The following is a 25,652-nucleotide window of genomic DNA, read 5'->3' on the forward strand; positions in this document are numbered from 1 at the left end:
GCAAGGTAATGCGTTGTTGAACTGCGTGATCCGGCCATGCTGGATGACCGGCACTGCGTCCTGCGCTTTCTTGTCGTGTCGGTTTATTGGCGTGCGCTCATTCACCAATGAACGTATTATTCATATACGGACTTTTTGAAGTCAAGGAATGTGCACTGCACCAACCGTCGGTGTTTTCCCTGGCCACGCGTAACGACGAGTCCAGCCGTGTATTTGGCTTCGTTCGATTTATTCCGAACTACACTCACGCCCAGATAACGAGAACTGCACATGGAGAGACACTGACGATGGATGCGGAAGACAAAGACGACGACCGTTACCGCGCGCCCGCGCTCGACAAGGGCCTCGACATCCTCGAACTGCTCGCCGAGCAGAAAGGGGGACTGACGCGCGCCGAAATCACCAAGCTGCTGGGGCGCAACGCGAGCGAGATGTATCGGATGCTGGAGCGGCTGGTCGCGCGGCAGTATGTTGTGCGCTCAGAGGCGGGCGACCGGTATTCGCTGAGTCTCAAGCTGTATGCGCTCGCGCATCGGCATCCGCCGATGAACCGGCTGATTTCCGAAGCGTTGCCGCTGATGCAGCGCTTTGCCGACACTGCCGAGCAATCGTGTCACCTCGCGGTGTACGACCGCGGCAATTTGCTGGTGATCGCGCAGGTGGACGGACCGGGCACGTGGGGCATTTCGGTGCGGCTCGGCTCGCGCGTCGGGTTGATCGATACGGGTTCCGGGCGCGTGATGCTGGCCTTCCAAACCCCGGAGCAACGCGAGCAGATGCTGGCCGAACACACCAAGGTGAAAGGCGAAGTCACGATCGATCGCGATGCGCTGGAACAGGCATGTGAGCGGACTCGCGCAGCAGGGTTTTCGCAGAAGGACAGTCAGCAGACTGTTGGCGTGACGGACGTCACTTTCCCGATCCTCGGACCCTCCGGCCAGGCGATTGCGGCGCTCACGTGCCCGTACATGCGGCGCATCGACGAATACGTCGCACCGACGCTGGACGCTGTCACGACCCTGCTGTGCGAGACGGTGCAGGCGTTGTCGATGTTTCGGGAGGACCGCTGAAGCGCTTCAAAACGAAGCGCGCCGGCACATGGTTTAGAATGGCGACCCTCTCAAAAATGACGCCGCATGGGTTTCCTCATGCGCGCCCTCGATCAAGCAATGGCGAAACTTCTGACCGATTCCGAATTCCAGCGTTTTTCCGAACTTCAGCAGAAGCAGTCGAGCTTCACGATTACGCCTGAAGAAGCCGACGAACTGCGCGACATCGTCGCCCACGCGCAGAAACGGCGCGACGACCGCGCCGCGGCGATGCAAAGCATCGAATCTTTCATTCAGCAATTCGACATCAGCCCGGACGAGCTGTTTTCGCCCGAGCAGATCGGCGAAGCCGCGCGCACCTATGGTCTGATTCCGGCGGCGAAGAAAGAACGCGTGCTGCCGCCGTCGTTCACGTTCAACGGCAAGCCGTATCAATGGACGGCGCGCGCGCTGCCGGACGATATTCGCGTACCGCTGTTCGACAAGTTCAAGGCGGGTGAGTCGGTGAAATCGTTCATCGCGACGCCGAAGGATTCGAGTCGTTGCGCGGCGACCATCGCGCGTCTGGAACGCGAGACCGGCGCCGTGTACGCCGATGCGTGGCTGGAAGAGCTGGCCGTGACTCGCACGCAGGTCGACGAAGCCGCGGCGAAGCTGCCGGCTTGAGGGTCGTACCCGCCACAGACCTAGACGAACAGACGAACCCGCTTACCCCTGCGCGGGTTCGTCCAGCGCCATCCTGAAGCCGACCACGCCCGGATCTTCCGTCTGCGTCATCGTGAACCCGCAGGACTTGGCCAGCGCGATCATCGGACCGTTTTCGCGTAACGCCTCGCCAACCAGCCAATGAATGCCGCGCGCCCGCGCGTACTTGATGATCCGGTCCATCAGCAACTGTCCGAGCCGCCGGCCCTTCTGGTCCGAGCGCACCGCGACCGCAAATTCGGCCGTTTCGTTGTCAGGATCGGCCACCGCGCGCACCACACCCAGCGTCCGCATGAAACCCTCTTCGCTCGATACAGTCGCGATCAGCGCCATTTCGCGGTCGTAGTCGATCTGAGTCATACGCGCGAGCTGCGAATGGTCGAAGTTGGCGACCGCGCCGAAGAACCGCAGGCGCAAATCTTCCGGCGTCATCGCTTCGACGAAATCGTGATGCGCGGCCTCGTCTTCTGGACGGATCGGCCGCACCGTGACGCGAATGCCCTGCCAGTCGAGCGTCTCTTCGAAGCGGCGCGGATACGGCACGATCGCGAGGCGGCTGCGCGTCGGCGCAATGCTCAGGGTTGGCTCGACCACTACCACGTGGTCGCGGAACACCCGCAAAGTCAGTGAAAGACCGACGATTTCCTTGACGTCGCAGACGGCCTGCGAGAGCGCCGTCAATGCGGCTAACGCCGGCTCTGGATCGATCAGCCGCGCGTAGCGCGAGTGCGTGACGATGTCGCGCGCCAGCATCGGATTGAACGGCGGCAAGCCGTAGACGCGCAGCGGCTCGGACACGCCATCCGCCGACGGCGCGGTGAAGCGGAAGACGGGGCCGAAGTTGTCGTCGTCGTGAAGCTCGACGGCGATGTCAACGACCGGTTTCTGCGACTGCGCAGCGCCTTGCGCCGCGTTTTCCTTCTGCCCGCCCGCCTGCGTCTCGACCCGCAGCCCGAAGCGTTCAAGAAACTGCGCCGCCGCTTCGCCGGTTAGTTGGTGCTCACCTGCGGCTATCGCGGCGCACACTTGCGCCTGGGCGGCGTCGATGGCTTCTGGAATCTGCGCCGGCAAACCCTCTGGCGTCTGCATCAGCAATTCGCGCCCCATCCGGTAATCGACCAACCGGGCGAACGCGCGCGCGAGCCGCTGCGGCGTCGTATGAACCGGAATGCCTTGCGCATGCAGCGCGTCGCGCGTCGCCGCGTCCACACCGCCGAAAAAACACGCGAGCAAACCGCGATACGCGAAGCGCTGATTCGCGATCAACGCCTGCGCAACCTCGCCGACCGGCGCGCCATGCGTCGACGCGTGGACCACGAAGGCCGTGCCGGTGCTGCGATGGCTGGCGAGCAGCTCCAGCGCGGTGCCGAAATGCTCCGGACGGGCATCGTCGCCGAGTTGCAGCGGGTTGCCGCCGACCGCGTGCGGCAAGGCTTGCCTTAAAGCATCGGCGGCTTCTGCCGGCCACGGCGCGAGCGTGTCGCCGGCTGCGGCGAACGCGTCGCAGGCCAGCGTCGCGAGGCCGCTGTCGCTGGTGATCAGCGTCGCCGTGGCGCCCACTGCGACGCGGCCCACGCCGAGCGTTTCGATTTCGTCGAGCAGATCGTCGAGCGCATCCACGCGCACCATGCCCGCGCGACGGAACGCGGCGGTGTACAGCGCGTCGGCGGGATCGGCGCGGCCCGAGCGCAACGCCAGCACCGGCTTGTTGCGCGCCGCCGCGCGAGCCGCCGACATGAACTTGCGCGCCGCGCGCACCGTGTCCAGTTCGAGCAGGATGGCGCGCGTGCCAGGGTCGCTCGCCAGGTAGTCGAGCACGTCGCCGGCGTCCACGTCGGCCTCGCCGCCCAGCGCCACCGCGTGCGAAAAACCCAGTCCGCGCGCGTGCGCCCAGCCGAGCACGGCATTGGTCAGCGCATTCGACTGCGAGACCCATGCGACGCCGCCCGTTTTCACCGTGCACGACGGCGCGCCGAAATGCGCGCGCAGCGCCGGCGACACCACGCCCAGACTGCCAGGTCCGACGATCCGCAGCAGATGCGGCCGCGCCGCCGACAATGCATGCCGGAGCGCCAGCCGATCGTCATCGGTACGCACTTCGCCGACGATGATCGCCGCGCGCGTGCCCAACCCGCCAAGCTTATGGATGATGCCAGGCCAGGTATCGGGCGGCGTGCAGATCAACGCCACGGTAGGCGCCTGCGGCAGATCGCCGGCATCGCCGGTCACCGCGCGGCCGCCGAGCGTGCGGTATTTCGGATTGACCGGCCAGATGGGGCCGTTGAAGCCGCCTTCCAGCACGCGCGCCCACACCATCGCACCGGTGCTGCCCGGCCGCTCGGAAGCGCCGATCACGGCGACGGATTCGGGTCGGAACAAGGCGTCGAGATTGCGAACGGTCACGGGCGCTCCGCAGATTGGAGAAGGCGCGCCGACGGCGAGGCACGCGTCTTCGTCAGGATAGGCGAAGTTGCGGGCTTGCGCGGCGCTTCTGAACGGGCTGCTCGATGAATCGCTCGACGCAAAACTGTTCGAGCGCGATCACAATGGCGTCCGGTTGACGCCGGTGGGCTTGCAATTCCTGCCCTGCCTCTCCGAAGCTTTCGACACGATCGAGCGCGGTTTCCGCCAGATCACTGCGGCCAAGGGTCGACGTCGCCTCGTGCTCGCCGTGCCGCCCACCTTCGCGACGCAGCGGTTCTCGCCGCGGCTAGGTTCGCTGGCGGTGGAGTTGCCGGACGTCGAATTGTCTGTCCGCACCGAAGCTCATGGCGATTGCCATTGCACCATCCGCTTTGGCCGCCACGCGCTACCCGACGCCGACTCCAAATTGCTGATGATGGAGCGTCACGTGCTTGTCGGCGCACCGCGTCTGCTCGGGCAACCGCTCGACATGCTGCTCGAACATATGCCCGCACTACATGTCACTTACCGGAGTCTGTTGTATTGAGATGGAGATCAGAACGGGTTCGACGCGACGTGATCCGGCAGCGCCTGGTTAACGCGATCGATGAGCGACTTTGCGGCGCCCACGGCGAGCGCCTGATCGATGTCGGATGTCTGCCAGTGCCCTTCGCCATCTTTGGCGAAAACCAGCTCGGCGCGCAGTGTCGTGCCCTCCTCGTTCGGCTGTGCCGCCCGGCGCGCGATGATGACGTGGCACGCGAAGGTGTTTGTGCCGGTCTTTGCGCAATCGCCGTCGGCTTTAACCGACGCGACGTCCGCCGACGTCGGCAGCGGGTTGCCGACCAAGGCATTGAGCGACCCCTTGTTGGCCGAATCGAGTGCCCGGCGTACCGCGCCGTCAATGTCGCCTGCGCCTGGTCCTTCGTGCAGCCAGTCGCAAGCCGTCAGCGTCAAACACGTCATAGCCAACGCTAGTAGCCTTCTTTTGTGCATCATCTTCTCCAATGCGGGCAATGTCGGTGCCCGCGTTTCCAGCAACTGCCTTGCGGATTTGTCGGGAACCGCGCAGGAACGTGTGTCAGTGAGCGCGCCCGGTAAGCACCCATCGCAACGATCCGGTTTCGCGGACTTTTCAATTTTCGGGCGTGCTATTGCTATTGCTCTTATCCAACGCGTCGGTAAGTATACGGATGACCTCTTCGCGTTCCAGTTTGTCCACTCCGTCGATTTCGCTTGCGACCACGCGGTCTGCCAGTTCCTGGATCGTGATCGCCTCGCGGATCTGGGGCTTGCGCAAAGCCCGGATCAATCGCGGCCCGCCAACCAGCAGGCCGACGATAACGGCTGCGGCCACCCCCATGCCCGTCATCGCTTTAATCTCCCAGGATGTTGCTATCCATTAAATAACTGAGTGATCCCACATTCTTGAGGTCCATCGGGTCCAGAAATCGCGATGCCGACGACCGCTTGCGGTAACTCATTCGATAGGCGCGTGCGTTCGCGGCGTGGTTTCCAAAGCATCGGGAAGCGGCAGGTTCTGATGCGTCACAGGGGTTTTTTGCGCACCGTGCCGCGGCGCCGTCAATAGCCCTCGTATTGCCGCCACAATCCAAAAAGCATAAAGCTCGGCTTCCGTTGTTTTTTCAATATAAATGACTTAGACTATGCCGAAATAAGTCATAAATAACATTATATTTCTCGCCCCAATACATCAACACGCTAATACGCTGCCCTTCAAGCATTAACAGATTATTAACTCAGGCAAATCGATATCTTTAATAAATTTGGAATTTACATTTCGGGCGATTATTGCATGAAGACACTCGCGCCTGCCTCCCCGGCAGCCGCCACCAAGCTGGTCGGCAGCACCCTCTTTGCAGGCATTTCGGAAGCAAAAATTAAATAACAAGTAATTTATTCGTAATTTAATCGCGTATCGCAGATCGATGCGACGCTGCGGCGTAAATCGGTTTCAAAACGAAGGACAGCGCCGCTCGCGTTGAGCAAGCTCAGATATATCCGTTGGAATAAACCCTGGTCCGTCGACGAAATGAAAGCTCACTCATCCGTTGCGGACTCACGTTGTTGATATTCATTCGCGCAGCGTCAATGGCGGGTTAAACCGAATCCGCCGATTCGTTGCGCGCACGGCAACCCGCGTCAAAAGCGCCCCAGGGTCGCCACGCGTCGTATCGACTATCGTCCGAGCACGACCTCTGCCGCCGGCCACCCCTCCGACCGCATCACCGCCTCAATTGCCCCGCGCGGCCAGCCTCACGGCGATGGTCGGGCAAGTGCGCGGGTCGTCGGCGTAGTTCGTCATCGCGGCACGATCGCTCGTCGGCGTGTTCGCTTTGGACGTTGCGCCGGCATTTGTGAAGCGCGCTTCGAACTGGCCGGTTGCCTGACTTTCCGGCGGGGCTTCGTCAGTCGAATGAGTCTTTTGAACACTCTGCGAAAGTTACTATGGAAAATTTGATCAGAAAGCTCGACTTGATTTCCCTACGCTTGTTCGTCGCTGTCTGCCAGGAAAAAAATATCGCGCGTGCCGCCGAGCGCGAATTCATCACACCGTCCGCCGTCAGCCGACGAGTCGCCGAAATCGAAGCGCTGGTCGGCTTGCCGCTCATCCAGCGCCACGCCCGCGGTATCAGCGTGACACCGGCGGGCGACGCCGTGCGCCGCAGCGCGCTCGCGATCGCCAGCAAAATCGAAGTGCTAAGCGCGGAGTTGTCGCAGTTCTATTCGGGCGCGCACCGTCGTGATCGAGTTCCAAGACTATGCGACGGCCGTCGCCTGCTACGAGTCGGCCGAATATGAGCTCGTCAAGGCCAAGCGCGACTGCTGTTCGACAGCGGATATTCTGATCATCGAAGGCTACGACGGTCCGCAACCCGGCATGAGCAGTCCGGCGTGAAGTGCGGCACGTCGATAGCCTCCGTTCGAGCCGAATCGTTAAGTCGGCATTTTTGTTTTTTTACATTTCCACTATGACTGACGGTCTGCCCAATCCACAACGTTTCTTTGCTTTCTTCACTATCGCGATCGCCATCATCATCGCGGTTCTGGATAGTTCCATTGTCAACGTGGCGTTGCCCGCCATCGGCCGCGACCTGTCGGTGTCTCCCGCGCAGGCAATCTGGGTCGTCAACGCCTACCAGTTGGCGATTACCGTTTCACTGCTGCCCCTGGCGTGCCTCGGCGACATCATGGGCTACAAGCGGATCTACTGGGCCGGCCTGGCCGTTTTCACGCTCGCGTCGTTTGCCTGCGCCAATGCGCACACGTTGCCGGTCCTCGCCACCGCCCGGGTGGTTCAAGGTCTGGGTGCGGCGGGCATCATGAGCGTCAACATCGCACTGGTGCGCTTCATCTATCCGAAGGCGCAGCTTGGTGTCGGCGTCGGCTACGCTTCGCTGATCGTCGCGGTGTCGTCGGCTGCAGGGCCGAGCGTCGCCTCGGCCATCCTCTCCGTCGCCCACTGGCAGTGGCTGTTCCTCGTGAACGTGCCGCTCGGCCTGCTCGCGCTCATGGTCGGTGCGCGGACCTTGCCCATCACGCCCGCATCGGGTAAGCGGCTCGACAAGCTCAGTACGGTACTCAACGCGATCACCTTCGGCTTGCTGATTTCCGGTCTCGCGGCGTTCAGCGAAGCGGGCGGAGCGGAACGCGGCGTCGCGATGGTCACGGCCGCGTTGCTGGTCGGCGCACTCTTCGTCTGGCGGGAGAGCCGTCTTGCCGAGCCGCTGCTGCCAATCGATCTTTTGCGCCTGCCGGTGTTCTCGTTGTCGATGATCACGTCGATCTGCTCCTTCGCGGCGCAGACCATGGCCTTCATCGCGCTGCCCTTCTACTTCGAAACGACGCTCGGCCGTCCCGCGACGCAGACCGGCTTGCTCATGACCCCGTGGCCGCTGATGACCGCGTTGATCGCGCCGATCGCGGGGCGGCTCTCCGATCGTATGTCGCCGGAACGGATCAGCAGCGTCGGCCTCGTCTTCCTCGGCTGCGGGCTCGCTTCGCTCTGCTGGCTCGGCAGCGATCCGTCGCTGTTCGACATTGCGTGGCGGCTCGCCATCGGCGGGCTCGGCTTCGGTCTGTTTCAATCGCCCAATAATCGCGTGATCATGGGCAGCGCGCCAAGGGAGCGCAGCGGCGGCGCATCCGGCTTGCAATCGATGGGCCGTCTGCTCGGCCAGTCGCTTGGCGCCGTGGTGGTGGCGCTGGTGTTCGGCCTTGCGCACCAGCGCCAGGCGCAACTCATCACGGCGATTGGCGCGGCGTTGGCATTGATCGCGGCAAACGCCAGCGCGTTGCGCCGGGTCAAGTCCCGTAGTCCGAACGTCGCTGCAAGTCCCGTCGTGTCCGATCGGTAACACGCCCACTTCCCCCAGCCTGGATACCGCCAAACCATGTCTCTATGCGACGCCGTAGACCACGACGGACCCACGACGATTTCCGACCCACGGGCCTTGCGCAACGCGCTGGGCAACTTCGCCACGGGCATCACCATCGTCACCGCGCGCAACGCCGACGGCAGCGCGATTGGTCTGACCGTCAATTCATTTAACTCCGTTTCGCTGGAGCCGCCGCTCATCATCTGGAGCCTGTCGCGGACCAGTTCGAGATTGGACGCGTTTCAACGCGCTGCACACTACGCCGTGCACGTTCTCGCGTCCGATCAGATCGAACTGGCACAGCGCTTCGCCACCAGCGGCGTGGACAAGTTCCTCGGGCTGCGTACGTCCTCGGGACTCGGCGGCGTTCCGCTGCTGGAAAACTGCTGCGCCTGGTTTGAGTGCCGCAATGAGTCGCGCCTGCAAGCCGGCGATCATCGGCTGTTCATCGGTGCAGTGGAGCGCTTCTCGACTGCGCAGCGCAAGCCTCTGATTTACCACGGCGGGTGTTATCGAGAGTTGAGCGCGCAAGACTGACCGGCCTCTTTGCGCCGGCCTCGACATCATTAAAAAAAAAGAAAGTCCGTTTTCAGTACTTCGCTTCCCATCAAGCCGCTGGAGATCTCAAGCATGAACGCCCCGCTATCCTCCCCACTATGGGATGCCCTCGCCACTGCGTCGCTCGACGACAAAGTACACGCTCGGTCAAGGCCGGATATATCTGAGTGGGACAGCGACCGCGCACTACCCAGCGTGAAGAGCGTCCTACCTGCATTAGCTACGAATCGTGTCCGACGCGTTGCCATTCTGTAGGTTATATCTCGTTTCACCTACGAGTGAAAGTCTTCAGCACTGGGATACGCGGCTGGACTGAAGACTTTCTTGTAACACTGAAAGCTTTATTGTGATGCTGAAGACTTTTTTGTGACGCCACAGAGATGCGGCCTACATCGCCTTCTTGAACGGCGCGCCCGAATGCTCGCGCAATTCATTGAAGACGATCTTCGGCCACGCCTTCTGCGCGACTTCGATTTCCGACACATGCGACGCCAGATACGTCGGCGCATCCGATGCATCGAGCGCGATCCGCGCCGCGTACGAATCGGTGAAACGGCGCAGTTCGGCAGCGTCGTTGCAGGTCACCCAGCGCGACATCCGGTAACGCGCCGGCGCCATCCGCACGTCGACCTTGTATTCCGTCGACAAGCGGTGCGACACCACTTCGAACTGAAGCTGACCCACCGCGCCGAGAATCATCAAGCCGCCAACTTCCGGACGGAACACCTGAATCGCGCCTTCCTCGCCGAGCTGCTTGAGCGCTTCGCCGAGCTGCTTGGCGCGCATCGGATCGACCACTTCCACCGTCTGAAAGATTTCCGGCGCGAAGAACGGCAAGCCGACGAACTGCAACTGCTCGCCTTCGGTCAGCGTATCGCCGAGACTCAACGTACCGTGATTCGGAATACCGATGATGTCGCCCGGATACGCCTCGCTGACCGTCTCGCGACGCTGCGACAGGAACGTCACCACGTTATTGGCGCGGAACGTCTTGTTCGAGCGCGTCACCTTCACGGCCATGCCCCGCTCGAAACGACCCGAGCACACCCGGATGAACGCCACGCGGTCGCGGTGCGCCAGATCCATGTTCGCCTGCACCTTGAACACGACGCCGGTGAACTTCGGCTCGTCCGGCATCACCGGACGCTGCACCGTCATGCGCATCGACGGCGGCGGCGCCAGATCGACCAGCGCGTCGAGAATTTCCTTCACACCGAAGTTGTTGATCGCCGAGCCGAACAGCACCGGCGATTGCTGCCCCGCCAGGAATTGTTCGCGATCGAAATCGGGCGTCGCGCCGGTGATCAGATCGATCTCTTCCTTCGCGCGCACCCAGCTATGGCCGAAACGGCGTTCGCCTTCCTCGTCGCCGAGCGCCTGCAGCGTTTCAACCGCGCCGCCCGCCGTATCCTGCCCGGCGCGGAACACGCGCACCTGATCGCGCTGGATATCGTAGACGCCCTGAAATTCCTTGCCCATACCGATCGGCCACGTAAACGGCACAGCGGCGACGCCCAGATGCTGTTCGATTTCGTCGAGCAGTTCGAGCGGCTCGCGCACTTCGCGGTCGAGCTTGTTGATGAAGGTGACGATCGGCGTCTTGCGGCTGCGGCAGACTTCGAGCAGCTTCAGCGTTTGCGCTTCGACGCCGTTCGCGCCGTCGATCACCATCACGGCGGCGTCGACCGCGGTCAGCACGCGATAGGTATCTTCGGAGAAGTCTTCGTGGCCCGGCGTGTCGAGCAGATTGATCACGGCGTCGCCGTACTCGAACTGCATCACCGAGCTGGCCACCGAAATGCCGCGCTGCTTTTCGATCTCCATCCAGTCGGACGTCGCGTAGCGATTGCTCTTGCGGCCCTTGACGGTACCGGCGATCTGGATTGCGCCTGAAAACAGCAGCAGCTTTTCAGTGAGCGTGGTCTTGCCCGCGTCCGGGTGGGAAATGACCGCGAACGTGCGGCGGCGTTTGAGTTCGGAGACTGACATCGGGTCTGGCGGTCACGGATAGGGGTTCGGGCGGTCTGCGGCGGCTTGTGGCTGCCGGTCTGCCACGCCTTGCGCGGCGGCGTCGAGCTGCGGGAGTTGGGCCGGGACCCGCGTCACATGGCAACCTCGCCGCGTCGGAAACGGGTCACGAACGAGCGTTCGACAATACGGGAATCGCCAGCGCAGAACAGCGCAAGGTGCGAATGATACACGTCATGGGGACGGCCCGCCGGAAAAGGCGGCGGGCCGGGTCATGGGTAGAACGGGAATGGGCCGGCAGACACCATCGTGAGCAGCGCAAAGGAAGAGAAACCTCAGAATTCAGAAGCGTGCGAACGGCGTAAAGGTGAGGGTTTTCGGGAACCGCGATTGTCGACCTCGAATCACGGCGAACGGTGATCGCGTCAGACGTTGCGCACGCACCGGGAGTGAGCAAGTCAAACAGATCGCCAATGTCCTGGAAGATGCGCCGCATGAAGTCGCAGCCGACCCGCGAGATTCTTCACAGGGCCCGGAAACGCCCGCCACCAAAGGCTGACGCGGCTTACGCGGAAGGTTCGGGACGCGCTGCGATCAGCGCAGCCGACCGCTTGCGTCGAGTGTGCAAAACGCCGACGCCAGGCTCACCGAACAAACAAAGCCCGACGCAAGGGACAAGGAAAAACCCATGCATCGCGACCCAGCCTCACGCGAAAGGTGAGCGTTTTCGGGACTAGTGCAGCGGTGCGAAAAAAAGTACGCGCAGATTCACTTTGGAAAAACAACCGCGTTGCGAGCGAACGCGCCATGCCGTCATGCAGTCACGCGATGTGGGGGACTTCAGGGAGCTTCGATCAGGAAGCGCTCGCGATTCTTGCCCGCCAGCCAGTTGGGCGAGCGGCCACGACCGCTCCATGTCTCGCCGGTTTTCGGATTGCGATACTTGGCCACCACGGCCGGTTTGCGCCCCGCCGCGCGCTTGCTCGAAAAGCCCAATTCTTCCGCGGTCAAGTCGTATTCGGCGACTTTTTGCTTGATGTCGGCGATCGCCTGTGCGACTTCCTTTTCACGTGCCAGCGCGACTTCTCTGTGGAGTTTTTCGAGCTGGGCAGTCAACTGCTTGTACGAGGCCATGACGGTGCTCCAATCGGTTTGACTAACTGCAGTGTGACCCTATCAGACGAAAAAAGCACCGGATAGAGACCCGCTGCCCCCGCCCATCAAGGCCGCGAACAGGGGGGAACCGGCACACTCAATCGTCAATTGCATCGTATACGCGACGTTCGAAATCGAACGAGCAGATCGGAGGACACGGGCGGCATCCGCCGCCGCGCGCGGTCAGGACTTCTGCCTTGCCTCCAATGCCAGAAGCGCGGCATTGAGCCTTTTGACGCGGCTCGCCTGCGCCGGCACCAGCGCCGCGCCGGACACAGAATCGATCCGGTTGCGCCAATAGGACAACGGGATACGGTCTTCAGCAGAAATGTGCGAGATTATGTGTTCAAGATGTTCAATATCTTTTTCGAGTTGGTGGTGATTCATTTCTATCCCCGGAATTTCCAAATCAAATCAATTGCGGAGCATAAAACGTGCCGCAATCGAGCCGCTTCGTTGTTAAAGATTGAAAATCTCTCTCAACCCCCCGTTCCAACCGACACAAAATCGGCAAAACATGCGTGCCGCCTTAATCTGCCAGTCGCTGAGACGAGGATACTGCGACTAATATTCGCGTTCCGTTAGGTGCCGCACCGACTCGGCGTGTCGGCAAACCCGAATGCCCCTGAGCGCCTTCTATTCGGGCTGGGCGGCGAAAGAAATAATGCAGCGGCGAGGTCCGTTAAAATCCGTTGCGCATCGTGGACCATCCGCAAATGTGCATTAGATACTGATCTTTATGACGGTATTGTGCTTAACATAAGCACCGGCTAGCTGAATAGCTCGGGCCGGGCAGAAATCCGCGCGCAAATGGCGGGAATGGCGGGAATGACTCGAATGGCGACGCCCGCCGTCGTGGCCGATCGGCGGACTCAATAGAGGAAGGTGAAAACAGGCCGCGCCGGCCGAAGGCTAGCGCGTCGTCATTTCGCCCGGCAGGCGTAGATCAGGCTGAGCGTGCCGTTGTCGGTGGACTGGCGCACCACGTCGAAAGCGCTGCCGCAACCGGCGCGCGCCTGTTGCACGCAGGAGTCGGAGCCATTTGGGCATTGCACCAGCGTGGTGGCGCGGCCGTCCGACAGAAACAGCGGCGCGCTGCTGCTGCAACCGCTCAGCACGGCGACCCCGGCTACGCCCAGCGCCACACAAGCCCGGCGCGCAAAAGAGGAGAGACTGTGTTTCATTGAAACCCCGATCGCTTCTTGTTTTTCGATCACGCGATTGTGCCACGCTCGAATTACGCTGCGTCAGTCGATGTCTTCACCTCGATGCCGTAGGCCGCGATCTTCTTGTAGAGCGTCGCGCGGCCCATGCCGATCTGCGCTGCCGTCTCGATCACGCGTCCGCCGTTGGCGTGCAACGCGTCGCTCAGGAAGCGTTTCTCGAACGCCGCCATTGCGTCGCTCCACAACGGCCGCTCGGGCGCGGCGGCGGTTTCAGCCGAGGCGCGCGCGTGAGCCGTCAGATCGGGCTCGCGCGGATGACGCAAACTTCCATGCGCCGGACCGATGAACGGCGCCAACGCCCGCGCATCGATGCGCTCGCTATCGGACAGCATCACGGCACGCTCCAGCGTATTGCGCAACTCCCGCACATTGCCGGGCCATCCGTACGAACACAGTAGCCGCAACGCGTCGTCCTGCAATTCGAAGTGACTGCCGCCGCGCGCTTGCGTCGACAGATCCTCGAGCATGGCGTAGGCCAACGCCTCGATATCGGACAGACGCTCGCGAAGTGCCGGCGCCTGGATCGTCAGCACGTTCAGGCGATAGAACAGGTCCGCGCGAAAGCGCCCGGCCGCAACCAGCGCAGGCAAATCGGCCGAGGTCGCTGCAATGATCCGCACGTCCGCGCGCACGATCCGGTTCGAGCCGAGCGGTTCGAACTCCTTGTCCTGCAGCACGCGCAGCAGCTTGCCTTGCAAGGGCAGAGGCATATCGCCGATTTCGTCGAGAAACAGCGTGCCGCCGTTCGCGAGCTCGAACTTGCCGACGCGGCCCTTGCGGTCAGCACCTGTGTACGCGCCGGCCGCCGCGCCGAAGAACTCGACTTCGAGCAACGTGTCCGGAATGGCCGCGACGTTGACGGTGACGAGCGGCTGATTCGCCCGCGCCGACCCGGCGTGAATCGCGTGCGCCAGCAGTTCCTTGCCGGTGCCGGTTTCGCCGAGCAGCAGCACCGGCGAATCGACCTGCGCCGCCCGGCGCGCCTGGCGCTTCACTTCGAGACTGGCCGCGCTGGTGCCGACGAAACTGCCGAACGTGTATTTCGCCCGCCGCGCCTGCGCCAGCGACTGGCGGGTCGCGATCAGTTCCTCCTGCACCCGCGAATAGTGGGAAAAGAGCGGGGTCAGCGCTTTCAGTTCATCGAACAACGCGAAGCCGACCGCGCCGACGGTTTCGCCCGCATCGTCTTTCAGCGGCAGCCGCGTGACGACGAGCGGTTCGCGGTCCGTTTCGAGGATGTCGAGCAATATCGGCTTGCCGGTGTTCACCACCTCACGCATCAGGCTGTTGGGAATCACCGCTTCGCAGTCGCGGCCAATGGCCTGCTGCGGATCCGAAAAGCCGAAACGCGCCGCATAGCGCTTGTTGATCCACACGACGCGCGCGTCGGCATCGACGATAAAAGTGCCTTCGCTGAAATTTTCGAAAGTACGGAAAAGCGAATCCATCGCCCGGCGCAGCACGTCGCCGTAAGTGGCGGGAAGGCCCGCCCAGTCGTTCATCATGATGTCGCTGTCTCCTGCTATCGTCTTATTTATGCTTGTCTCGTTTGGTAGACAAGCATATCTCAACGAAGAGATCGCCAGCAATCCCGCCGCATAAGGGATTGACCTGGCACAGCCTATGTTCAGCTGATTTCACGTCCCGATTTCGAGACGTATGGGTACAATCAGCCGCATCACGTTTCGAGCTGCGGGCTGCCAGATCCACCGGCAGGCCGCTGCGGCGCGTGTGGCACGGAACCTGCATCTGCGGCGCCGGGCCGCCGCGCCGTCGGGACGGCGTACACGTAGAACAACCAAGCATGGAGACTCAATGTCCTTTGTCATCGTCCTCGCCGCACTGGCGTTTCTGATGTTTGCCGCGTATCGCGGCTACAGCGTCATTCTGTTCGCACCGATCGCCGCGCTCGGCGCAGTGCTGCTGACCGAACCGGCCGCCGTTGCACCGGTGTTCTCCGGCATCTTCATGGAGAAGATGGTCGGCTTCGTGAAGCTCTACTTCCCCGTATTTCTGTTGGGCGCCGTGTTCGGCAAGGTGATCGAACTATCCGGTTTCTCGGAATCGATCGTGGCCGCGGCGATTCGCTATATCGGCCGCTCGCGCGCCAATGCGGTGATCGTCGCGGTATGCGCGCTGCTCACCTACGGCGGGGTGTCGCTGTTCGTGGTGGTGTTCGCGGTGTATCCGTTCGCCGCCGAACTGTATCGCCAGAGCAATATTCCGAAGCGCCTGATGCCGGGCGCGATCGCGCTCGGCGCGTTCTCGTTCACGATGGATTCGCTGCCGGGCACGCCGCAGATCCAGAACATCATCCCGAGCACGTTCTTCAAGACGACCTCATGGGCCGCGCCGGCGCTCGGCGTGATCGGCTCGCTGTTCATCATCGCGGTCGGGCTGACGTATCTGGAATGGCGCCGCCGCGCGGCAATGGCGACCGGCGAGGGCTACGGCACGGAACTCGTCAACGAACCGGAGCGCGTCGAATCCGAGCAACTGCCACATCCGCTGCTGGCGGTCGCGCCGCTGGTTCTGGTCGGCGTGGCGAACTTCCTGCTGACGCGCTGGATTCCCAATTGGTACGGCGCGTCGTACACCGTCACACCGGACATCCTGCCGGGCGTCCATGCGCCGGTCACGGCGACGATCAAAAGCGTGGTCGCGATCTGGGCCGTCGAAGGTGCGCTGCTGCTCGGCATCATCCTCGTCGTGCTGACGGCATTCCGCCGCGTGAGCGATCGCTTCGCGATCGGCACCAAGGCCGCGGTGGCGGGCGCGCTGCTGGCTTCGTTGAACACCGCGTCGGAATATGGTTTCGGCGGCGTGATCGCGGCACTGCCGGGCTTTCTGGTGGTCAGCGATGCGTTGAAGAGCATCCCGAATCCGCTCGTCAACGCTGCCGTCTCGGTGAGCTCGCTGGCGGGCATCACGGGTTCGGCTTCGGGCGGCATGAGCATCGCGCTCGCGGCGATGTCCGACGTGTTCATCAAGGGCGCGGAAGCCGCGCATATTCCGATGGAAGTGCTGCATCGGGTCGTCTCGATGGCGAGTGGCGGCATGGACACGCTGCCGCACAACGGCGCGGTAATCACGTTGCTGGCGGTGACGGGGTTGACGCACCGTCAGTCGTATCGCGACATTTTCGCGGTGACGGTCATCAAGACGCTGGCGGTGTTCTTTGTGATCGCGGTTTATTACGCGACGGGGCTGGTTTAACGTCGAGTCGCGGTGATCGCCCGCGGCTCGCTGATGCTGGCAACGCCCGAGTTTGAGTTCGCCCTCAAAAGCCATTGCACAACCCGTGATTCACACAAGTCAGTTGGCTCGAAGTATGCTGCTTGCTCTGGCCTCGGGAGCGTTCTGTGGTCGAGACACTGCAAGATGGCACAACTCAGGGACACGGAGGGTGGCTTATGGCAAAGATAGCGAATGTCAGCATCGAACAGCTCCGTCCGCTGCAGGCGACGGTCGGAATGATCGAGGTAGACGCAAAACGAAAACGCCTTTTGGCCATGAACGAAAAGGCCTTGAAGGAATTCCTGAAAGGCGCACCGATTCCAACAGTGATAGGCAAGCACGACCGGCACTACATCGTCGACCACCATCATCTCGCGCGTGCGCTCCTGGATGGAGGCATCGGGAAGGCTTTCGTCGAAGTCGTAGAGGACCTCTCGCGTCTTGCCGACATGAAGTTCTGGGACACTGTTATCGAGAGACGGTGGGTTCATCCCCAGGATGAGCGAGGTATCCTGCGAGCCATTTCCGCAATTCCAGATGAGGTGTCGGGGCTCACCGACGACCCGTACCGCAGCCTCGCAGCCTTTGTGCGCGACGGGGGTGGTTACGTAAAAACGCCTGAGCCCTTCGCCGAATTTCAGTGGGCGGACTTCTATCGGACACGTATCCCGATGTGGACGAGTGAATTGCAGTTCAATGCAGCCGTCGAGCAAGGGGTCCACCTTGCGTGGAGCCCTGACGCGAGGACCCTCCCCGGCTTCAAGTCGCGGCGCGGTAAAGTTTGAAGTAGCACCAGGAGCACGCATAAACCCAACCCTGCAATTACGGCTCGGCGCAGCATAAACCTGAGTGGTTTACTGGGAAACCCTCAAGAGCGCGGGGTTAATGCCGTTAATCCTTGCATTGACGTAAGGACCGCTCGAACGCGCGTCCGCCCTGCAAGGAAAGCCATGCGCAACAATCAGCCTGTCACCGGGCACGAATACGAATTCCCTTCGTCGCAGATGCTGGTTTCCGCGACCGACCTGACCGGCCGCATCCAGTATTGCAATCCGGCGTTCATCGCCGTCTCGGGCTTTACGCGCGATGAACTGATCGGCCAGCCGCATAACCTGATCCGTCATCCGGACATGCCGCGCGAAGCCTTCGCCGACATGTGGACGACGATCCGCGACGGCCGTCCATGGACCGCGCTCGTCAAGAACCGCCGCAAGAACGGCGACCATTACTGGGTGTATGCGAGCGTCACGCCGGTGGTCGACAAAGGCGCGGTGGTCGGCTATCTGAGCGTGCGCGTGAAGCCGGAACGCGACGCGGTGCGCGCCGCCGACGCGCTGTATGCGCGAATCCGCACCGGCGAATCGCGCGCGTTCAAGTTGCGCCGCGGCGTGGTGGTGCGCACCGGTGTGCTCGGCCGTTTGCAAGCACTGATGCGCCTGCCGGTTGCGACGCGCGCGGCGATCGGCTATGCGCTCACGCTGCTGGCACTGCTGCTCACCGGCTTCGCCGCATGGAGCGGCACGCCGCCGGCGCCGTTCTGGATTGCGTTCGGCGTCACCGCGGCGTTCAGCGTCGTGTCCTGGCAGATCCTGAAGCGGCAACTCGCCGAGCCGATCCTCGACATGTCCGGCTTTGCGACCCGCCTCGCGGCCGGCGACCTGACCGCCGATCTGGTGATCCAGCGTCATGACGATCTCGGCGACGTGCTGCAGGCGTTGAATCAACTGAAGGCGAATCTCGCGGCGATCGTCTACGACGTGCGCGCGCAGATCACCGGCATGCTCGACAACGCGCGTGAAATTTCCAGCGGCAATGTCGATCTCGCGCGCCGCACGGAACTGCAGGCTGCGTCGCTCGAGGAAACCGCCGCCACCATGGAAGAGCTGACCACCACTGTGCAGGCTAACGCCGATGCCACCGTGCGCGCGCTCGATCTGGCGAAAGACGCGCAAGCGGCGGCGGCGGTCGGCGGCAAGATCGCCGGCCAGGTCGAGCAGACCATGGCCGGCATCACGGCCGCGTCGAAACGCATTGCGGACATCACCGGCGTGATCGACGGCATCGCGTTCCAGACCAACATCCTCGCGCTGAACGCCGCCGTCGAAGCGGCGCGCGCGGGCGAAGCGGGCCGCTCGTTCGCGGTCGTCGCCAGCGAGGTGCGCATGCTGGCGCAACGTTGCGCGGCGTCGTCGAAGGAAATCAAATCGGTGGTCGAAGCGAGTGCAACCGAAGTTGCGCTGGGCACCGAGCTGGTTGCACGCACAACCTCCCAGATGCGCGTGATCGATGAAGCGGTGAGCCGCGTGTCGTCGATCATCGTCGAGGTGGCGAATGCAAGCAGCGAGCAGGCCGAAGGCATTCGCCAGGTGAATCAGGCGGTTTCGCATCTCGACGGCGCCACGCAGCAGAACGCCACGCTGGTCGAGCAGGCGGCGGCCACGGCGCAACGTCTCGCGGAGCAGGCCGACGTGCTGGACGAGGCGGTGCGCCTGTTCACCGTCGCCGATGCAGCGCCCGCGCAGCGCGCGGCCACGCCGAAGCGGCAGGCCGCTGCGCACGATCAGGCGCGAGAAGTGAAGCGTGACGTTGCGCATGCTGCACATGCAGTAGCACGCGATATCGAGCAGGAAGAAATGACATTGATCTGATAGATCGGCGTTACTCCCACCTCGACAGCCAGGTATTGACGCATCAGGATGGAGACCGTCAGCGCCCGGTTGATTGTGTGGGCTGGCTGACCCGAGTAACAACGGCGTTTAGCAGCCCGTCCCTTTGCGGACGGGCTATTTTTTTACCGGTTGTTTTCCGATGGTTTTCCGGTTGTTCGCCGGCGGCGATCTTCGAAACGACGAACGTCGAAACGGCGAACGTCGAAGCGGCGATCTTCGAAACGGCGAACGTCGAGGCCGCGAACGTCGAGGCCGCGCTCGTTGCCCGGGGTCGCCGTCCACCTTGCCGTTAGCAGGAACCGCCGCGGGGCCGCCGTGCGAAAGGTGAGGAAATACGGGAGCGGTCGACGTGAAACCAGCACGCGACTGCACCCCGGCACAGCGCAACGCGGCACCAATGGCGCGCCACGCCCCAAGCGATGCTACGCTAAGCGAACTGCGCCTGCGCCTGAGTTCGCCTCGCCTCGCGCAAGCAACACGATCCACCATCACCGGAGACTGACGTGACCGCTTCCGACGCGCCGCACATCAATCCGCTCTCTTCGCACTACACCGCCATGGCGCGCAACAACGCATGGTCGAATCTGCGCCTGTACCGCGTCTGCCTCACCTTGACCGACAAGGCCTTCGCCGAGCGAAGGGTGAGTTTCTTTCCGTCGTTGCAGCTCACGTTGAATCACATTCTTCTGGTCGACCGATATTACTTCGACGCACTGGTCGACGGCGGCAAAGGGCTCACCATTTTCGACAACGAATTGCCCTATCCGCGCGCAGCAGACCTGTGGGATGCACAAGCAGAGAGCGACCGGCAACTGCTGGCCTTCTGCGAATCGCTGACCGACGATGCTTTGCAACGCGACGTACGGATCGACCGCGGCCCGGCTGTCGGCGTGCAGCATGAAAACATCGGCAGCGTATTGCCGCATGTTTTCGTGCATCAGATCCATCATCGCGGCCAGGCGCACGCGATGATGAGCGGCATTACCGCCGCCCCGCCTCAGCTCGACGAGTTCTTCCTCGCCGCCGACGCGCCGCTGCGCGAACTCGACCTGCATGAGCTGGCTAACCTTCAGCGGCCGCCCGGATTGACGCGATAAGCCAAACGGGGCCGCAAGGTTCTTAACCGAAGCACGCGTCAACAACATGACAGCCGGGAGGAAGGATTGCACCGCCGCGGGGCACGAAAAATGCGTCCGTCGCTGCGGAGAGTCGCGTTAAACTGGCTGTCATCGTCGTGCGGCGCAGCACGCACGCGGCGACGCGGCGAGACGGAATGCAGCAGGCATATGAATGAACGGGCAGATACCCAGATGTGAGCGCGGCGCGACAGACGGCGGCTCCATCCTGCCCGTACAATCGTTTGATCAACAACGGAACAAGGACAACTTCGATGCGCACTACCGGGTCTTCCGGGTCAATGGCCCTGCTCACCGAATACGACGACGCAACGGCGCGCGAACTCCGCTCACTGCGCCTCGAATCGACAGAAGACGGCAAAGGCATTCTTCTGATCGAGGTCGATGAGCGCAAGCCGGGCATTCACCGCGAAGTGCGCTACGAAATCACGCCTGCGGAACTGATCGCGGCGATTCGCGCGCACGGGGCGGAATTGCCTGGCGAACAGCACAATCATCGTCAATAAAGCGCGAGCGCCCGGCATTGCGTTCTCTCGCGGATGCCGGGTGAAGCGTGTCGTGTTTGCACTGTCACCGTCCGGCGGCCCTGTGCCGCTGTACATTTCAATTCTATCGATCCATTCCGGGCGCGCTTTCAATTCACTTTAGTCTTTAGTTTTAGCGGCCGGCTTTCGGTACCGTCGTGCACGCGTTCTGTGTAAGCCGTGACTCAAATTATTCGCCTTTTGAATACCTTCTAATTGACGGCGTCCGGCCGAACGGACGGTTAATCCGCGAGCCGTGGCGGCGCTTCATAGAGCCGAATAGCGGGCATCCTGGCTGGGCGTTTGCACGTATTGAAAATGCGTCCATAATCCTTGCATTCTCTTCCGACTTCCCCATCTACTCCGTTCCTGAAAAGGCTGCGGATGTAAGCCAATGCTACATGACCTCGTCGAGCAATACGGGCCGGCGCTCATTTTCGCCAATGTGCTGGCCGCCTCCCTTGGGCTGCCGGTACCGGCCATGCCGTCGCTCGTTCTGTTCGGCGCAATGGCCGCCATGCACCCCGGCTCGGTGGGCACGCAATTGGTGCCAGTGCTGGTGCTGTCGATATTCGCTACGCTGATCGGCGACAGCGCGTGGTATCTCGCCGGGCGTCTGTACGGCGGCAACACGCTGAAGACGATCTGCCGCCTTTCGTTGTCGCGCGACACTTGCGTGAAGAAGACCGAACGCTTTTTCGGACGTTGGGGCGTGCGCGTGCTGGCGGTGGCAAAGTTTGTCCCGGGCCTGTCGATCGTGTCGATCCCGATGGCCGGCGCAATGGGTACGCGCTACCGCACGTTCCTCACGTACGACAGCGTCGGCGCCGCTTTGTGGTCCGGCACGGGCCTGATCCTCGGTGCGCTGTTCGCGCGGCAGATCGACATGGTGTTCGCCGCCGCCGGACGCCTCGGGCGCACGGCCGCGCTGGTAGCCGTCGGATTGCTGCTGCTGTACGCCGGTTATCGCTGGGTACGCCGCCGCCAGCTGATTTCGAAGCTCGCGTCCGCACGGATCGAAGTCGACGAGTTGGCAAAACTGGTCGCGGCCGGCGATACGCCGGTGCTGTTCGATATCCGTTCGCAGGAAAAGCGCAAGCTCGATCCGTTCGTGATTCCGGGCTCGCAATTCGCCGACGAGCGGCAACTCGACGAGATTGTCGCGAAGTATCCGCGCGATCAGAAGGTAGTGATTTACTGTTCGTGCCCGAATGAGATTTCCGCGGCATGGATGGCCAAGCAGTTGAACGAAGCCGGCTTTTCCGACGTGCTGCCGCTGCGTGGCGGCATGGAAGCCTGGCGCGACTCGGGCAAAACGGTGGAAGCGCTGCCCGACATGTTGCCGCCGGAAGTGGCGGTCGACGATATCGCGCCGAAGGCCGTGTAGCGCAGCGCGCCCCAGCATCAGCGCCATCGCGCGCCCGCGCCCACGCCCGCTTCGCCGTCGAACAATCAGGATGAAGACAGAAGGAGCGGTTCAATGCTTTCGACTCAAGAAGCTGAAGGGCAACAAGCAGTAGTCGCCGATGCGCCGTTTTCGTCGCTCTCGACGCGTCGTCATCAGATGTTCCCCGAACTCACGTGTGAGGAGATCAAGCGTCTGCGGCGGTTCGGCGAGGAGCACCATTGGGAAGCCGGCGATCTGCTGTTCGAGACCGGCCACACCGGCCCCGGCATGTTCGTATTGCTGGACGGGCGCGTGAAGGTATATCAGCGCGACGGCATCGGACGCGAAGTCTTGATCGCCGAACATGGCGCGGGGCAATTTCTCGCCGAAGTCGGTCAACTGTCGGGACGGCCCGCGCTGGTCAACGGCTTGGCGCTCAGTCCGGTCGACGCGCTGCTGATCCCGCCGGTCAAGCTGCGCGCACTGATCGTCGCCGAAGCCGAACTCGGCGAGCGCATCATGCGGGCGCTGATCCTGCGGCGCGTGGCGCTGATCGAAAAGGGCGCGGGCGGCCCGATTCTGATCGGCAACAGCAGCGACGCGCGGCTCGTTACGTTGCAAGGCTTCTTGTCGCGCAACGGCCATCCTCATTCGGTGATCGACGAGCGCGACGAAGACGCGCTGCGTCTGATCGAACAATTCGCCGCGCAGAAAGAGGACTTGCCGCTGGTGATCTGCCCGGACGGCTCGGTGCTGCGTCACCCGAGCACGCCGGAACTCGCCACCTGTCTCGGCTTGCTGCCCGATCTCGACGATTCGGTTGTGTACGACGTGGCGATCGTCGGCGCCGGTCCGGCAGGCCTCGCCACCGCGGTGTATGCGGCGTCCGAAGGACTGTCGGTGATCGTGCTCGACAGCCGCGCGCCGGGAGGCCAAGCGGGCGCCAGTGCGCGGATCGAAAACTATCTCGGCTTTCCGACCGGTATCTCCGGGCAGGCGCTGGCAGGCCGCGCGTTCGTGCAGGCGCAGAAATTCGGCGCCCACGTCGCGATTCCGGTCCACGTGAAGGCGCTGCATTGCGCGGAATCGCCGTATCGGCTGGAACTCAAGTGCAGCGGTCATATCAGCGCCCGCACGATCGTGATCGCCAGCGGCGCGGTGTACCGGCGCCCCGCGCTCGAAGGCCTCGAGCGCCTCGACGGACGCGGCGTCTATTACTGGGCGTCGCCGGTCGAAGCCAAGCTGTGCAAGCGCGCGGAGATCGTGCTGGTGGGCGGCGGCAACTCGGCCGGCCAGGCCATCGTCTATCTGGCGACGCATGCGGCCAAAGTCCATGTGCTGATCCGCCGGAGCGGCTTTGAAGCCACCATGTCGCGTTACCTGATCGACCGCATCCGTTCGCTGCCGAATGTGTTCGTGCATCCGAACTCGGAGATCGGCCGGCTCGACGCGGACGAAAGCGGCCTCGCGTCGGTCGCGTTGAAAAACCCGCTGCCGGACGGCACCGATCATTTCGACACGCGGCACCTGTTCCTCTTCACCGGTGCGGACCCGAATACCGACTGGCTGCGCACCTGCGGTGTGGAACTGGACGCCAAGGGCTTCGTGCTGACCGGCACCAGTGCCGACGGCACGTCGACCTGCGATCTCGGCACGACCGTCGAAGGCGTGTACGCGATCGGCGACGCGCGCGCCGGGTCGACCAAACGGGTCGCGGCAGCGGTCGGGGAAGGCGCGGCGGTGGTCTCGCAGATTCATCAGCTTCTGGCGGCATCGGCGGGCGAAGCGGTCGCTTTGGGTGCCTGAACCGTCTTGCGGGCTTCGGCTCGGTTTTTGGCCGCTTTTTCGGCTCACTTCCCCGCTTGCACTCCTAATCCGCCGTCCGGCTCACCACCGGCCGGCGGGTAATCTTTCACGCTAAAGTAGCGACTGCCGATCCCGACGCCGGACCTCGCGTCCGCTCCCCAACGCAGTCACTCACTGAACGACGCTCGCGTGAAGACTCTTCCGCTATCCGCAGCCCGCACCTTGCATCTGGCCGCGCAAGGTTTGCTGACGCCGCCGCGCCGCAAGGCCGTCAAGTCCGACGTGGTCGACGCGATTCGCCGGATGGCGCAATTGCAGATCGACACGATCCACGTCGTCGCCCGCAGCCCGTACCTCGTACTGTTCAGCCGGCTCGGCGCGTATCCGCAGCAATGGCTCGACGAGCATCTCGCCGAAGGCAAGCTGTTCGAGTACTGGTCGCACGAGGCCTGTTTCGTGCCGACCGAAGATTACGGTCTGCTGCGTCACCGCATGCTCGATCCGAGCGGCATGGGCTGGAAATACGCAGCCGAGTGGCACAAGAAGCATCGTAAGGACATCGCGCGCCTGCTCGCGCATATTCGCGAGACTGGCCCGGTGCGTTCAGCCGATTTCGCTCGCGAGGCCGGTAAGGGCAACGGCTGGTGGGACTGGAAGCCGGAGAAGCGCCACCTGGAAGTGCTGTTCGCCATTGGGCAATTGATGGTGGCGGAGCGGCGCAATTTTCATCGCGTCTACGATCTGACCGAGCGTGTGCTGCCGGGCTGGGACGACGCGCGCGATCTGCCGCCGCCGGAAACCGTCACCCAGGAAGTGTTGCGCCGCAGCTGCCGCGCGCTCGGCGTCGCGCGCGCCGATTGGGTCGCCGATTACTACCGGCTGCCGCGCCGTCCCTACCGCGACGAACTGCATGCGCTCGCCGATCAGGGCGAGCTGATTCCGGTGCAAGTGGAAGGCTGGAAACAGGACAGCTACGTCCACCGCGAATTCGCGTCGATGATCGACGACGCGGCCGACGGCAAACTCGCTTCGAGCGTCACCACGGTGCTGTCGCCGTTCGATCCTGTGGTGTGGGACCGCAAGCGCGCCGCCGCGCTATTCGACTTCGACTACGCGATCGAATGCTATACGCCGGCGGCGAAACGCAAATACGGTTACTTCGTTCTGCCGCTGTTGAGCCGCGGTCGTCTGGTCGGCCGCGTGGATGCCAAAGCGCATCGGACCAGCGGCGTGTTCGAACTGAAGTCGCTGCACATCGAACCCGGCGTGCGCCTGAGTGCGCGTCTTGCGGGCGATCTGCGCCGCGCGTTGCAGCGTTGCGCGGATTGGCACGGCACGCCGCAACTGGAAATCACCTCCGCGCCGCCGGAGTGGCTCGAAGCGTTGAGCGTCGACAGCAGCGTGGCAGCGTGAACGCGCTGCACGAAAC

General features: G+C 62.8%; 23 protein-coding genes and 1 pseudogene. 16 read left to right on the plus strand and 8 right to left on the minus strand.

The window, feature by feature from the left end; translation table 11 throughout:
* The first annotated feature begins 287 nt into the window (after positions 1-287).
* Both AC07WT_RS38235 and AC07WT_RS38240 read left to right on the plus strand, forming a co-directional pair.
* Positions 288-1,070: an IclR family transcriptional regulator gene (locus AC07WT_RS38235; protein WP_492594232.1), complete on the plus strand. Its 783-nt coding sequence runs from the start codon at positions 288-290 to the stop codon at positions 1,068-1,070.
* A gap of 99 nt (positions 1,071-1,169) precedes the next feature.
* The gene (locus AC07WT_RS38240) at positions 1,170-1,715 is read left to right on the plus strand and encodes a hypothetical protein (protein ID WP_494950955.1); all 546 of its coding nucleotides are present in this window, start codon (positions 1,170-1,172) and stop codon (positions 1,713-1,715) included.
* A 42-nt stretch (positions 1,716-1,757) separates the two neighbouring features.
* Here the strand turns inward: AC07WT_RS38240 and AC07WT_RS38245 are convergent, their stop codons facing one another.
* Positions 1,758-4,157: a bifunctional acetate--CoA ligase family protein/GNAT family N-acetyltransferase gene (locus AC07WT_RS38245; RefSeq protein ID WP_494950956.1), complete on the minus strand. Its 2,400-nt coding sequence runs from the start codon at positions 4,155-4,157 to the stop codon at positions 1,758-1,760.
* A 97-nt stretch (positions 4,158-4,254) separates the two neighbouring features.
* Here AC07WT_RS38245 and AC07WT_RS38250 point away from each other — a divergent pair.
* Positions 4,255-4,686: pseudogene (locus AC07WT_RS38250) on the plus strand (LysR substrate-binding domain-containing protein); the annotation flags it as partial.
* Positions 4,687-4,712: 26 nt separating this feature from the next.
* Here AC07WT_RS38250 and AC07WT_RS38255 read toward each other — a convergent pair.
* Positions 4,713-5,156 (minus strand): hypothetical protein, encoded by a 444-nt coding sequence (locus AC07WT_RS38255; protein ID WP_494951147.1) that lies wholly within the window; start codon positions 5,154-5,156, stop codon positions 4,713-4,715.
* Positions 5,157-5,292: 136 nt separating this feature from the next.
* On the minus strand, positions 5,293-5,529 hold the full coding sequence (locus AC07WT_RS38260) for a hypothetical protein (protein ID WP_494950957.1): 237 nt from the start codon (positions 5,527-5,529) through the stop codon (positions 5,293-5,295).
* Positions 5,530-6,635: 1,106 nt separating this feature from the next.
* Here AC07WT_RS38260 and AC07WT_RS38265 point away from each other — a divergent pair.
* From AC07WT_RS38265 to AC07WT_RS38280, 4 genes are all read left to right on the plus strand, one after another.
* Positions 6,636-6,980: a LysR family transcriptional regulator gene (locus AC07WT_RS38265; RefSeq protein ID WP_494950958.1), complete on the plus strand. Its 345-nt coding sequence runs from the start codon at positions 6,636-6,638 to the stop codon at positions 6,978-6,980.
* Positions 6,922-7,077, plus strand: a complete 156-nt coding sequence (locus AC07WT_RS38270) for a DUF1330 domain-containing protein (RefSeq protein WP_494950959.1) — start codon at positions 6,922-6,924, stop codon at positions 7,075-7,077. Before AC07WT_RS38265 ends, AC07WT_RS38270 begins: the two co-directional genes overlap by 59 nt.
* A 73-nt stretch (positions 7,078-7,150) precedes the next feature.
* A complete protein-coding gene (locus tag AC07WT_RS38275; protein WP_494950960.1) occupies positions 7,151-8,536 on the plus strand; it encodes an MFS transporter in 1,386 nt (461 codons plus the stop codon).
* A 36-nt stretch (positions 8,537-8,572) separates the two neighbouring features.
* Positions 8,573-9,094: a flavin reductase family protein gene (locus AC07WT_RS38280; RefSeq protein WP_494950961.1), complete on the plus strand. Its 522-nt coding sequence runs from the start codon at positions 8,573-8,575 to the stop codon at positions 9,092-9,094.
* A 408-nt stretch (positions 9,095-9,502) separates the two neighbouring features.
* Here the strand turns inward: AC07WT_RS38280 and AC07WT_RS38285 are convergent, their stop codons facing one another.
* The 5 genes from AC07WT_RS38285 to AC07WT_RS38305 form a co-directional block, all read right to left on the minus strand.
* Entirely contained in the window at positions 9,503-11,104 is a 1,602-nt protein-coding gene (locus tag AC07WT_RS38285; protein ID WP_494950962.1) for a peptide chain release factor 3, read from the minus strand.
* Between the two features lie 819 nt (positions 11,105-11,923).
* Positions 11,924-12,217 carry an H-NS histone family protein gene (locus tag AC07WT_RS38290; RefSeq protein ID WP_494950963.1) on the minus strand — a complete coding sequence of 98 codons (294 nt, stop codon included), beginning with the start codon at positions 12,215-12,217 and terminating at the stop codon, positions 11,924-11,926.
* Between the two features lie 204 nt (positions 12,218-12,421).
* A complete protein-coding gene (locus tag AC07WT_RS38295) occupies positions 12,422-12,625 on the minus strand; it encodes a hypothetical protein (RefSeq protein ID WP_492594228.1) in 204 nt (67 codons plus the stop codon).
* Positions 12,626-13,161: 536 nt separating this feature from the next.
* Positions 13,162-13,422 carry a hypothetical protein gene (locus tag AC07WT_RS38300; protein WP_492594227.1) on the minus strand — a complete coding sequence of 87 codons (261 nt, stop codon included), beginning with the start codon at positions 13,420-13,422 and terminating at the stop codon, positions 13,162-13,164.
* Between the two features lie 53 nt (positions 13,423-13,475).
* On the minus strand, positions 13,476-14,969 hold the full coding sequence (locus AC07WT_RS38305; protein WP_494950964.1) for a sigma-54 interaction domain-containing protein: 1,494 nt from the start codon (positions 14,967-14,969) through the stop codon (positions 13,476-13,478).
* A 310-nt stretch (positions 14,970-15,279) separates the two neighbouring features.
* Here AC07WT_RS38305 and AC07WT_RS38310 point away from each other — a divergent pair, with 310 nt between their 5' ends.
* The 9 genes from AC07WT_RS38310 (at position 15,280) to AC07WT_RS38350 (ending at position 25,636) form a co-directional block, all read left to right on the plus strand.
* A complete protein-coding gene (locus tag AC07WT_RS38310) occupies positions 15,280-16,680 on the plus strand; it encodes a GntP family permease (protein WP_494950965.1) in 1,401 nt (466 codons plus the stop codon).
* A gap of 197 nt (positions 16,681-16,877) precedes the next feature.
* Positions 16,878-17,486, plus strand: a complete 609-nt coding sequence (locus tag AC07WT_RS38315) for a ParB-like protein (protein ID WP_492595646.1) — start codon at positions 16,878-16,880, stop codon at positions 17,484-17,486.
* Between the two features lie 165 nt (positions 17,487-17,651).
* Entirely contained in the window at positions 17,652-19,349 is a 1,698-nt protein-coding gene (locus AC07WT_RS38320; protein WP_494950966.1) for a methyl-accepting chemotaxis protein, read from the plus strand.
* Positions 19,350-19,426: 77 nt separating this feature from the next.
* A complete protein-coding gene (locus AC07WT_RS38325) occupies positions 19,427-19,663 on the plus strand; it encodes a hypothetical protein (RefSeq protein ID WP_494950967.1) in 237 nt (78 codons plus the stop codon).
* Positions 19,664-19,873: 210 nt separating this feature from the next.
* Positions 19,874-20,467, plus strand: coding sequence for a DinB family protein (locus AC07WT_RS38330; RefSeq protein WP_494950968.1), 594 nt, complete (start codon positions 19,874-19,876; stop codon positions 20,465-20,467).
* A 293-nt stretch (positions 20,468-20,760) separates the two neighbouring features.
* Positions 20,761-21,012, plus strand: a complete 252-nt coding sequence (locus AC07WT_RS38335) for a hypothetical protein (protein WP_007178686.1) — start codon at positions 20,761-20,763, stop codon at positions 21,010-21,012.
* A 412-nt stretch (positions 21,013-21,424) separates the two neighbouring features.
* Positions 21,425-22,417 (plus strand): DedA family protein/thiosulfate sulfurtransferase GlpE, encoded by a 993-nt coding sequence (locus AC07WT_RS38340; protein ID WP_492595643.1) that lies wholly within the window; start codon positions 21,425-21,427, stop codon positions 22,415-22,417.
* A 93-nt stretch (positions 22,418-22,510) separates the two neighbouring features.
* Entirely contained in the window at positions 22,511-24,223 is a 1,713-nt protein-coding gene (locus tag AC07WT_RS38345) for an FAD-dependent oxidoreductase (protein WP_492595642.1), read from the plus strand.
* 189 nt (positions 24,224-24,412) lie between these two features.
* On the plus strand, positions 24,413-25,636 hold the full coding sequence (locus tag AC07WT_RS38350; RefSeq protein ID WP_494950969.1) for a winged helix-turn-helix domain-containing protein: 1,224 nt from the start codon (positions 24,413-24,415) through the stop codon (positions 25,634-25,636).
* The last annotated feature ends 16 nt before the right edge of the window (positions 25,637-25,652 follow it).

It is taken from the genome of Paraburkholderia sp. GW821-FHT02A12 (assembly GCF_059422005.1).

What these genes read in the sequence shown, in the direction of transcription:
- AC07WT_RS38315 (WP_492595646.1), top strand. Translation starts at nt 16,878, where the DNA reads ATGGCAAAGATAGCGAATGTCAGCATCGAACAGCTCCGTCCGCTGCAG.
- AC07WT_RS38255 (WP_494951147.1), bottom strand. Translation starts at nt 5,156, where the DNA reads ATGATGCACAAAAGAAGGCTACTAGCGTTGGCTATGACGTGTTTGACG.
- AC07WT_RS38310 (WP_494950965.1), top strand. Translation starts at nt 15,280, where the DNA reads ATGTCCTTTGTCATCGTCCTCGCCGCACTGGCGTTTCTGATGTTTGCC.
- AC07WT_RS38285 (WP_494950962.1), bottom strand. Translation starts at nt 11,104, where the DNA reads ATGTCAGTCTCCGAACTCAAACGCCGCCGCACGTTCGCGGTCATTTCC.
- AC07WT_RS38260 (WP_494950957.1), bottom strand. Translation starts at nt 5,529, where the DNA reads ATGACGGGCATGGGGGTGGCCGCAGCCGTTATCGTCGGCCTGCTGGTT.
- AC07WT_RS38335 (WP_007178686.1), top strand. Translation starts at nt 20,761, where the DNA reads ATGCGCACTACCGGGTCTTCCGGGTCAATGGCCCTGCTCACCGAATAC.
- AC07WT_RS38275 (WP_494950960.1), top strand. Translation starts at nt 7,151, where the DNA reads ATGACTGACGGTCTGCCCAATCCACAACGTTTCTTTGCTTTCTTCACT.
- AC07WT_RS38345 (WP_492595642.1), top strand. Translation starts at nt 22,511, where the DNA reads ATGCTTTCGACTCAAGAAGCTGAAGGGCAACAAGCAGTAGTCGCCGAT.
- AC07WT_RS38240 (WP_494950955.1), top strand. Translation starts at nt 1,170, where the DNA reads ATGGCGAAACTTCTGACCGATTCCGAATTCCAGCGTTTTTCCGAACTT.
- AC07WT_RS38340 (WP_492595643.1), top strand. Translation starts at nt 21,425, where the DNA reads ATGCTACATGACCTCGTCGAGCAATACGGGCCGGCGCTCATTTTCGCC.
- AC07WT_RS38290 (WP_494950963.1), bottom strand. Translation starts at nt 12,217, where the DNA reads ATGGCCTCGTACAAGCAGTTGACTGCCCAGCTCGAAAAACTCCACAGA.
- AC07WT_RS38295 (WP_492594228.1), bottom strand. Translation starts at nt 12,625, where the DNA reads ATGAATCACCACCAACTCGAAAAAGATATTGAACATCTTGAACACATA.
- AC07WT_RS38235 (WP_492594232.1), top strand. Translation starts at nt 288, where the DNA reads ATGGATGCGGAAGACAAAGACGACGACCGTTACCGCGCGCCCGCGCTC.
- AC07WT_RS38300 (WP_492594227.1), bottom strand. Translation starts at nt 13,422, where the DNA reads ATGAAACACAGTCTCTCCTCTTTTGCGCGCCGGGCTTGTGTGGCGCTG.
- AC07WT_RS38320 (WP_494950966.1), top strand. Translation starts at nt 17,652, where the DNA reads ATGCGCAACAATCAGCCTGTCACCGGGCACGAATACGAATTCCCTTCG.
- AC07WT_RS38305 (WP_494950964.1), bottom strand. Translation starts at nt 14,969, where the DNA reads ATGATGAACGACTGGGCGGGCCTTCCCGCCACTTACGGCGACGTGCTG.
- AC07WT_RS38280 (WP_494950961.1), top strand. Translation starts at nt 8,573, where the DNA reads ATGTCTCTATGCGACGCCGTAGACCACGACGGACCCACGACGATTTCC.